Source organism: Aeromonas sp. S2(2024), assembly GCF_041402505.1.
GTDB classification, from domain to species: Bacteria; Pseudomonadota; Gammaproteobacteria; order Enterobacterales; family Aeromonadaceae; genus Aeromonas; species Aeromonas media.
Genome location: NZ_JBGLRL010000048.1, coordinates 1 through 1,736, shown reverse-complemented (window position 1 = coordinate 1,736; position 1,736 = coordinate 1). Strand labels below are relative to the sequence as shown.

At 56.3% G+C, this 1,736-nt stretch carries 1 protein-coding gene; it reads right to left on the bottom strand.

Annotated features, from left to right (window positions below; genetic code table 11):
• Nucleotides 1–1,077: 1,077 nt before the first annotated feature.
• The gene (locus ACB039_RS20850) at nt 1,078–1,344 is read right to left on the bottom strand and encodes a hypothetical protein (RefSeq protein ID WP_371166367.1); all 267 of its coding nucleotides are present in this window, start codon (nt 1,342–1,344) and stop codon (nt 1,078–1,080) included.
• Nucleotides 1,345–1,736 lie beyond the last annotated feature (392 nt).

Below are 1,736 nucleotides of genomic sequence, written 5' to 3'. Positions count from 1 at the left end.
GCGTACCAGGTGAACGCGCAACAAGTGCATGAGCATGCAAACCACTCCCGCCTCTCCGAGGTGGAAGTGGTTTGAGAACTTATGCATTTGACGCCTATCGAGATGCCAGCGTAATCTGATAGCCGTAAACGAAAAAACCCGCCAAAGGCGGGCTTTCGGAAGCCTTCGGTGTACCACCACCTAGGGCTTCAGGTAACAGAACCAGAAAGGGGATCAGTTACCGAATACCCAACCAGTTTAGCGGCGAAGCGCCCTATCTATCAAGATCCCCTTTCGGTAACTGTTACCAGGCTTACACCCTGGCGCTTTGTCGTACCTGGACGGATTGGACTTCAAGAGATTGTTGCCGTTCCAGGTGTGTAAGTCGGGTCGAACGGGGAGACTCTGCAAACGACCCATACGCGCAGCGGCGCACCTCAGCAAGGCACACCCATAGGCAGGTATGAGAAAACAGGCCTAGAGGCTCCCAGGAGCTTCTGAATCGGGATAGTGGGATGTCGTTGGAGGTGCTCTATCGGAGCGTGCAGAGGGGCGGCAATTCAGCGGAAACGCTGGGTTCGTCCGACAGTCCGATCATGGTCGCGCAAGCCTGTTTTACACAGGAGGGCGCAGCCTTGCCAAGCAAGGCCTTGGCGCTTCCTTTTTCGCGCAGGCCGTTAGGCCGGAGCCCGTCTAGAAAGTCATTAGAGAGAGGATCTTGTCGAGGTGGTTAAGCCCGATCCCGAAGGGTTGTCCATAGGCCGTGTGTTTGGCCTGTGGGCAATAGGGCTTATCCACGGAGAGCCCTAAAAGCGGACATTAGTATGGGTTAACGTACCAAAGTCCGAGTGTCACTGGGACTCGGACCGTCAATCGACCGATCCAGGGGCGCTATGGCGTTCGCAGTCCTTTGAATCTGAGATCCTCAAAATCCGGTTTATCAGGGAAGGGGGGGATCCAGTCTTTGGTCTGCATGGGCATGTTCCGGCGTTCGACTACGTCATCCAATTTGACGTAACGGGAGCGCCTTGTAGGGGCTAGAGCCCCTCCTCCGTCGTCCTCCTCGCTAGATCGCTCGCCCGTCCTCCTCCGGTAGGGTCAGATGGCAGCGGCGAATAACGTAGCAGCCAAGCGATCGAGAGTGTCCTGGTCAACCTGGAGAGCGGGGTTCGGGTTCGCCAGGAGCAGCTTGAGGGCTGGCAGATCATCACGAATAAACGTCACTGTGACGGTATTGTCTGCCAGCTTGGCGCGGTGTCTGGCTTGGCGTTCGGCACCAGAGAGGGCGACACCAGTCCGGGGACGCCCGCGAGGGCGCTTGGTGGGAAGTAGATCGGCAGTCTGCGTATCGTGCTGGTCTTTCATGCTAGGCCCTTCGGTAACGATGGTTAGCCAGCCTACCCGTATTACATCCTGGAGCTGGCAAGGGGGAACCCCTTTGAACCCCTTAATTATCGTCACAGTAACGTTAATTAACAAGATATTTTCCGTCACAGTAACGCTATTTACTGGGATATTAGTGCGGGTTAGCGCACCAAAGTCAGGGTGTTACTGGGACCCTGACGCAGAAGCCCTAGGTGGACGCACTGGAGAACGCGTACCAGGAAACCGTCCAGGGCGGCGTACCAGGTGAACGGGCTAAGGGAGCGTACCAGGTGAACGCGCAACAAGTGCATGAGCATGCAAACCACTCCCGCCTCTCCGAGGTGGAAGTGGTTTGAGAACTTATGCATTTGACGCCTATCGAGATGCCAGCG